This is a genomic window from Curvibacter soli, from assembly GCF_029211125.1.
Classification (GTDB): domain Bacteria; phylum Pseudomonadota; class Gammaproteobacteria; order Burkholderiales; family Burkholderiaceae_C; genus Curvibacter_A; species Curvibacter_A soli.
Map to the genome: position 1 here is coordinate 123010 of NZ_JARGEN010000031.1, position 7248 is coordinate 130257.

7 protein-coding genes and 1 tRNA gene are annotated in these 7248 nt (G+C 71.1%); 7 read left to right on the top strand and 1 reads right to left on the bottom strand.

Translation table 11 applies throughout. The features are described from left to right. Positions 1 to 3 precede the first annotated feature (3 nt). The 3 genes from PY257_RS07925 to selB all read left to right on the top strand — a co-directional run bounded on the left by PY257_RS07925 (position 4) and on the right by selB (position 2715). Entirely contained in the window at positions 4 to 429 is a 426-nt protein-coding gene (locus PY257_RS07925) for a hypothetical protein (protein WP_275740681.1), read from the top strand. Between the two features lie 63 nt (positions 430 to 492). Further along, entirely contained in the window at positions 493 to 660 is a 168-nt protein-coding gene (locus PY257_RS07930; protein ID WP_275740683.1) for a hypothetical protein, read from the top strand. Positions 661 to 726: 66 nt separating this feature from the next. Continuing rightward, positions 727 to 2715: a selenocysteine-specific translation elongation factor gene (selB, locus tag PY257_RS07935; RefSeq protein WP_275740685.1), complete on the top strand. Its 1989-nt coding sequence runs from the start codon at positions 727 to 729 to the stop codon at positions 2713 to 2715. Positions 2716 to 2835: 120 nt separating this feature from the next. On the opposite strand, the gene PY257_RS07940 is transcribed toward selB, so the two are convergent. Next, positions 2836 to 4188 carry a ferredoxin reductase family protein gene (locus tag PY257_RS07940; RefSeq protein ID WP_275740687.1) on the bottom strand — a complete coding sequence of 451 codons (1353 nt, stop codon included), beginning with the start codon at positions 4186 to 4188 and terminating at the stop codon, positions 2836 to 2838. A 522-nt stretch (positions 4189 to 4710) separates the two neighbouring features. Between PY257_RS07940 and PY257_RS07945 the strand changes: the two genes are divergently transcribed. The 4 genes from PY257_RS07945 to PY257_RS07960 form a co-directional block, all read left to right on the top strand. Next, positions 4711 to 4803: transfer RNA gene (locus tag PY257_RS07945), tRNA-Sec, on the top strand. Between the two features lie 192 nt (positions 4804 to 4995). Further along, entirely contained in the window at positions 4996 to 6135 is a 1140-nt protein-coding gene (locus tag PY257_RS07950) for an acyl-CoA dehydrogenase family protein (protein ID WP_275740689.1), read from the top strand. Further along, positions 6132 to 7004: a phosphate/phosphite/phosphonate ABC transporter substrate-binding protein gene (locus PY257_RS07955; protein WP_275740691.1), complete on the top strand. Its 873-nt coding sequence runs from the start codon at positions 6132 to 6134 to the stop codon at positions 7002 to 7004. Before PY257_RS07950 ends, PY257_RS07955 begins: the two co-directional genes overlap by 4 nt. Continuing rightward, the coding region (locus PY257_RS07960; RefSeq protein WP_419095674.1) for a sulfurtransferase TusA family protein at positions 6961 to 7248 on the top strand (288 nt) is incomplete at its 3' end. The genes PY257_RS07955 and PY257_RS07960, both read left to right, overlap by 44 nt.

A 7248-nucleotide genomic window follows, 5' to 3' on the forward strand; every position in this document is an offset into this window, starting at 1 on the left:
ACAATGAGCAGCGTCAAACAAACGGCGTCCAACAACACATGGGTGTTCGGCGCCCGCAAGTATCCCGACGACTGGGAGAACACGTTTTTATGGCATGCAAAGGTCTTCGTACATTTCGGCTACCCGCGCCATGGCTGGACTCTGCTTGCCCTCCTTGATTCGGTCGTCATCCGAACGTCGCAAGACCACGAGGCAAAGGAGTGCTATTTTCTTGGCAGGGCAAGCCGCGGCCAACTCGTGGGCGAGTTCTGCAAGCATGGCCGCGCGAAGACTGCCAGCCGCACGGCGGGGACGACCGCCATGGCGATGCGTGGGACGAAGAGGAAGATGGCCCGCGCCCAGCCCTGCGCAGGCAGCCCGATCTTCAACCTGGAAACAGCAGTTGACCGCTTTGCATCCCTTGCCAGGCCGCAGGAAATCGAGCGTTGACGGCTTTGATCGCGTTCACCTCGTGGGTGAGAGCGCTATGCACCTGCCAGCACCGCGCCCGGCGTGAGACAGGCGGTGCTGGCGCTGATGCAGCCCGGCGACCAGCTCTGGCGCTGCCTGCGGATGTCCGGGCGGCAGGGTCTGTTTGGCCTGGGCGCAAGCCATCCCATCGTCGAATGGTGGCTGGTGGATGCCGATGGCGAGCTGGCGCAGGCATTCTGGGAACAATGAGCAAAACAGGCCGTCAGCGCTTACCATACCTGCGCTTTCAGCTATCAAAAAAATAGCAAACAGACCATGATCATCGGCACCGCCGGCCACATCGACCACGGCAAGACCACGCTGGTGCGCGCGCTCACCGGCGTCGATACCGACCGGCTCAAGGAAGAGAAGGCGCGCGGCATCTCCATCGAACTCGGCTATGCCTACACGCCGCTGCCCGATGGCGAGGTGCTCGGCATCATCGACGTGCCGGGCCACGAGAAGTTCGTCCACACCATGGCCGCGGGGGCGGTGGGCATCGACCACGCGCTGCTGGTGGTGGCCGCCGACGACGGCGTGATGCCGCAGACGCGCGAGCACCTGGCCATCGTCGGGCTGCTGGGCGTCACGCAGGGCACGGTGGCGCTGACCAAGGCGGACCGCGCCGCGCCCGCACGCGTGGCCCAGGTGCGCGCCGAAATCCATGCGCTGCTGGCCGGCACGCCGCTGGCGGGCGCGCCCATCTTCGACACCGCCGCCACCCAGCCCGGCGACCCCGGCGTGACCGCGCTGCGCGAGCACCTGCTGGCCCGCGCCCAGGCTCTGCGGGCGCGCCGGGCCGACGGCCTGTTGCGCCTCGCAGTGGACCGCGTGTTCACTCTGCCCGGCCAGGGCACGGTGGTCACGGGCACGGTGTTCGGCGGCACGGTGCGGGTGGGCGACACCGTGCAGCACTCGGGCACCGGCCAGCCGGTGCGCGTGCGCAGCATCCACGCCCAGAACCGCGACAGCGCCACGGGCCGCGCGGGCCAGCGCTGCGCGCTCAACCTCGCGGGCATCGAGCGCGGCGCCATCGCCCGCGGCGACTGGATCGCCGACACGCGCGCGCTGCAGGCCACGCGGCGCATCGATGTGCGGCTGAAGCTGCTACCGGGTGCTTCCGGTCCGGCCCCCGTGCTCGCGCAACCATTGACGCAATGGGCCACGGTGCATGTGCACCTGGGCACGGCGCACCACATGGCGCACGTGGCGCTGCTCGCGGGCGACGCGCTCGCGCCCGGCAGCGAGGCGCGCGTGCAGCTCGTGTTCGACGCCGGCGTGTTCGCCACCGCCGGCGACCGGCTCATCGTGCGCAACGCGCAGGCCAACCGCACCATCGGCGGCGGCATGGTCCTTGACCCCTGCGCGCCCGAGCGCAAGCGCCGCAGCGCCGAGCGCATGGCCTGGCTGGACGCGCTGGAGGCCGCGCTGGCCGGCGGCGGCCTCGGCCCGCTGGTGGAGCGCGCGCCCTACGGCATGGCCCGTGCGCGGCTCGCGCTGCTGCTCGGCCTGCCGCCCGAGGCGCTCGACCTGCCCGCGGACCTGGTCGCCCTGCCCCACCCCGGCGGCGACATGCTGCTGCTCGCGCCCGCGCGCCGCGCGCAACTGCAGGCGCAGGTGCTGGCCGCGCTCGCGCGCCTGCACGAGCGCTCGCCCGACGAGCCCGGCGTCAACGCCGCGCGGCTGCGCCGCATGGCCCTGCCCGGGCTCGCGGCGGCGGACCACGACGCGCTCTGGGACGGCTTGCTCGCCGCGCTGCTGGAGAGCGGCGCCATCGCGCGCAGCGGCGCGTGGCTGCACCTGCCGGAGCACCGCGTGGTACTGAGCGCCGCAGAGCAGGCGCTGGCCGAGCGGCTGCTGCCGGCACTGCACGGCACATCGAGCGCGGAGGGGTTCGACCCGCCCTGGGTGCGCGACCTCGCGCGCGACCACCAGGCCGGCGAGGACGCGGTGCGCCAGCTCCTGCACAAGCTCGCGCGCCAGGGCGCGCTGTTCCAGGTCGTCAAGGATCTGTTCTACGCCGACGCGCGCATCGCCGAGCTGGCCGCCATCGCCGCGCGGCTGGCCACCGAGGCGCCGCGCGGCCAGACCGCCAACGCGCCATCCGGCGCGGTGGAGGCGGCCCGGTTCCGCGACGCGACGGGCCTGGGCCGCAAACGCGCGATCCAGGTGCTCGAATTCTTCGACCGCGTGGGCTATACGCGCCGCGTGCGCGACGCGCACGTGCTGCGGCCCGGCGCGGCCTGGGGTGCCGGCGGCGCATAGCGCCTGTGCAGGTGGCAGTACGCCGCGCGCAGCGGCGGCGTGCGCATGGCGCTGGCCGACATCGTCTCGGACGAATTCGCGCATGCCTTCCAGGGGCAGGACAGGACTGCCCGCAGCCCATTAGCGCATTTCGAACAGCTCCTGGTGCCAGCGTGATGCCGGCAGACCCTGCGCAATGAAGTCGCGCCGCAGCGCCTCGCCAAAGCCGGTGGGGCCGCAGAACCAGAAGCTGGCCTCGCGCCACTGCGGCACGGCGGCGCGGATGCGCTCGCCCGAGAGAAAGCCGTCCTTGGCATCCACCAGCACCTGCAGCTCGATGCCGGCCGCACGCGCGTGGGCCTGCAGCCGCGCCAGCGCCTCGGGGTCTTCCTCGCGCGTGGTGTGAAACAGCGTGACGGGCACGCGGGCGCCGCCACTGGCGCCTTGGCTGGCCAGCTGTTCCATGCGGGCGATGAATGGCGTGATGCCGATGCCGCCGCCGACCCAGATCTGACGCGGCGCGCCATCGTCGAAGGTGAAGCAGCCATAGGGGCCCTCCACCTGCACCGGCTGGCCGGGCCGCAGCTTTTCGTGCAGGTTTTCGGTGTAGTCGCCCAAGGCCTTGGTGATGAAGGTGATGCGCCGGCGTGCCGCGTCCCAGGCCGATGCGATGGTGTAGGGGTGGGCGCCCTCGTGCGGATCGCCGGTGACGAAGGCGAACTGCCCGGCCGCATGGCCCGGCCAGCCCGGCGCCATGGTCAGCGTGGTGCGCGTGACGCGCAGCGCGGGGAAGTACTGCACGTCGGCCACCTCGCCGGCCACGGTGCGCGCGCGCTTGATGTATCCGCTCAGCAGCCCCAGCGCCGACACCGTGCCGGCCAGCAGCAGCAGCGCCACCAGCCAGCCCACCGGCTGCGACCAGTAGGCCCATTTCAGCAGCACGACGGCGTGGAACACGAGCGCCAGATAGGCGATGGCAATCAATTGGTGCGTCTTGGCGAACCAGCGATAAGGGATGCGCTTGACCAGCGCCACGATCATCAGCACCAGCGCGGCATAGAAGGCCCACTCGCCCACGCTCTCGGCCAGATCACGGTAGCCGCGCAGCCACTGCTCCAGCGTCGGCTGGGCGGCCGCGCCCTGGCGCTGGCCGCCGCGCGCCGGCCGGGTGAGCCAGCCCCAACCGACCATCCACTTGGTGCCCTTGGCCAGCCACCAGTGCGTGAGTCCGCCCACCAGCGCGGTGATGCCCAGCCACTTGTGCAGCCGGTACATCTTGTCGAGCCCTTTCAGGTGCGGCTCGAGCCAGCGCGGGCGAGTCGCCAGCACCACGGCCACGCTCATGGCCGCAATGGTGACGACGCCGGTGAGCTGCACGGCCACATCGCGGAACGTGAAATAGTTGAATGGCTGAGGCCGCAGGGTATCGGCCAGCCACCAGCTGCCCGCAGCCGCCAACAGAATGATCCAAAGAGCTATGCGTATGTTCTTCATGGCGATGGTCGAAAGCTTGCCCCACATGGGCGTTCAACATTATTTCTGCCACACATGAAGGCCAGCCGACCGCCCGGTGAACGCACTGTAAAGCCAGGGCGCTGGCAGTTGGCGCGCGCGGCGCCCGGGTTTGCCTTGCATCAAGAAAGGGGCATGACCTTGAAGCAGGCCAAGATTCGGTCACAACTTCTTCCTACACTGGAGGCGGTTGCACGTGTCAGGCAGTGTCCAGCAGTTGGTGCGTTGCACTCGCGTGTGTCACCGGTTGGGCGACAGCTCGGAACGTGGTGACATGCCCCTTCACCCCAGGACTGCCCGACAGCCACCCCGGCGGACCAGTGCAGTGTTCGATGCTTGGCGGCACCAATAAAAGCGATGCGTTGTGGCGCAGGGCAAGGCGCAAACCACAGCGATAGCCGTCGCTATCGCGAGGATTTGCAACGCCGCCATGCGGCAAAAGGCGCGGTTTTATGTGAGCTGCTCAGCGTTGAACGCTGCACTAGAATCGCCGCTCGCTGTTGTGGAAGGCACACGCACCCGGTGGTGCGCCCGGGCTTCAAACCCGGTAGGGGGCGTCAGCCGCTCCCTGGTAGGTTCGACTCCTGCTGCTTTCCGCCCCGCCCCGGACGATAATCGCCGCAACGGGGCCGGTCCGCCGGCTCCTCCCGAGCATCCCCTCCATCCCGATGCGGGCGCCGTCGCAGGTCTTGCGCGTGGTCCCTGCGCTCCCGTCCGCCGCTGCGCGGGGGCGCGCCTCCACCGCCGGGGCGCGCCGCCAGCCCGCACGCACGAAGACGGACCATCCGCATGCCATCGCCCCTCGACCTTCTCGAACCCATCGTCCGCGACGTGATCGCGCCCGCGGCCGCCGACACCGACCAGCAGGCGCGCTACCCGCGCGCGGCGCTCGACGCGCTGGGCGCGGCGGGGTTGCTGGGGCTCATCAGCGCGCGCGCGGTGGGCGGCATGGGCCGCGGGCTGGCCGAGGCCGCGCAGGTGGTCGAGCGCATCGCGCAGGACTGCCCCTGCTCGGCGATGGTGCTCACCATGCACTACTGCGCCGTGGCGCTGATCGAGCCCCATGCGCCCGAGGCCGTGCGGCGCGCGATCGCCGCGGGGCGGCACGTCTCTACGCTGGCTGTCTCCGAGGCCGCCTCGCGCAGCCACATCTGGGCACCGGCCGGCACGGCCACGCCGGCGGATGACGGCGCCGTGCGGCTCGACGCGCACAAGAGCATGATCACCTCGGCCGGCGAGGCCGATTCCTACGTGTGGATATCGCGCGCCCTCGCCGGCGAGGGCAACACGCTGTGGCTCGTGGACAGTCGCCTGCCGGGCCTGTCCGTGCCCGCGCGCTTCGACGGCATGGGCCTGCGCGGCAATGCGTCCTCGCCCATCGTCGCGCAGGACGTGCGCGTGGCGCGCGCGGACATGCTCGGCGCCGACGGCGCGGGCGAGCAGCTCAAGGGCATGTACCTCATGCCCTACTTCGTCACGCTGATCGCCACGACCTCCATCGGCCTGATGCAGGGCGCCCTGCGCCGCGCCATCGCGCATGTGGCGGGCGTGCGCTTTTCCGACACCGGCTCCACGCTGGCCGACCTGCCCACCATCCGCGCCTACCTGGCGCGCGCGCAGTTGCGCGCCGACCAGGCCCGGCTGCTGCGCGACGACGCCGTGGCCGCCGCGGCCCAGGGGCGCGCCGACCTGCGCATGCGCCTGCTGCAGGTCAAGGCCGCCGCCGCCGAGGCCGCGCTGGAGGTGACCGACACCGCCATGCGCGTGTGCGGCGGCGCCGCCTTCCGCAAGGACCTCGGCATCGAGCGCCTGTTCCGCGATTCGCGCGCGGCCTCGGTCATGGCGCCCACCACCGACGTGCTCTACGACATGATCGGCAAGGCTCTCTGCGACGAGGCTGCGCCTTCCCCCGAAAGGACATCCGAATGAACGCTGCCACCACCCCCACGCTCCGGCTCGGCGCCGTGGCCTACGCCCCCAAGGTCGTCACCATCTGGGAAGGCTTCAAGGCCCACTTCGGCGGCCACGGCCTGCCCTTCGACTACGTGCTCTATTCCAACTACGAGAGCCTCACCGAGGCGCTGCTCGCGGGTAGCGTGGCCCTGGCCTGGAACTCGCCCCTGGCCTGGGTGCGCGCCGATCGCATGGCCCGCGCGTGCGGCCAGCGCGTCACGTCCATCGCCATGCGCGACACCGACATCGACGTGCATTCGGTTCTCGTCGTGCCCGCCGCCAGCCCGGTGCAGGACATCGCCGACCTGCGCGGCAGGACCATCGGCTTCGGCGCCATCGACTCGCCGCAGGCCACGCTGATTCCGCTGGACCACCTTCGGCACGAAGGCAAGCTCGTGGCCGGGCGCGACTTCACCGCGCGCCGCTTCGACGTGCTCGGCGGCAAGCACGGCGACCATGTCGGCGGCGAGCGCGATGCGGCCCGCGCGATGATCGCCGGGGACATAGCCGCTTCGTGGATGGTGGCCAAGAACTACCGCATCTTCGCCAGCGAAGGCACGCTGCCCGCGGGCGGCACGCGCATCGTAGCGACCACGGGCGCATTCGACCACTGCAACATGACGGCGGGCCCGGCGCTCGATGCCGGCGTGGCCGAACGCTTCGCCGGCATCCTGCGCGGCATGTCGTGGGACGACCCGCAGGTGCGCCCGCTGCTGGAACTGGAGGGCCTGAAGGCTTGGCAGCCGGGCCGCGAAAGCGGCTACGCACTGCTGGAACGTGCCGCGACGGAGGAAGGCTTCTATGATGACCAGGGACGCATCACCGAGCCCGCTTACCGATATTGAAGCCCTGGGCTTCGATGCTGGCGCACACCTGCTGGTCAAGCACGCGCTGGCGACGCTGCCCGTGGGCGGCACGCTCGCCGTGACCGGCCGCGCGCCGGGCTGGCAGGTGCAACTGGCCGACTGGTGCCGCAGCCAGGGCCACACGCTCGCCTGGGACTGCGCGGCGCGCGGCGTGGCCCGCGTGACGCGCGGCGGCGGGCAGGCCGGGCGCTGGCGCGGCGCCGCCGCCACCGGCCACAGCGAC

Excerpts from the sequence above, each read along its gene's own strand:
- selB (WP_275740685.1), top strand. The coding sequence starts at position 727 with ATGATCATCGGCACCGCCGGCCACATCGACCACGGCAAGACCACGCTG.
- PY257_RS07940 (WP_275740687.1), bottom strand. The coding sequence starts at position 4,188 with ATGAAGAACATACGCATAGCTCTTTGGATCATTCTGTTGGCGGCTGCG.
- PY257_RS07925 (WP_275740681.1), top strand. The coding sequence starts at position 4 with ATGAGCAGCGTCAAACAAACGGCGTCCAACAACACATGGGTGTTCGGC.
- PY257_RS07950 (WP_275740689.1), top strand. The coding sequence starts at position 4,996 with ATGCCATCGCCCCTCGACCTTCTCGAACCCATCGTCCGCGACGTGATC.
- PY257_RS07955 (WP_275740691.1), top strand. The coding sequence starts at position 6,132 with ATGAACGCTGCCACCACCCCCACGCTCCGGCTCGGCGCCGTGGCCTAC.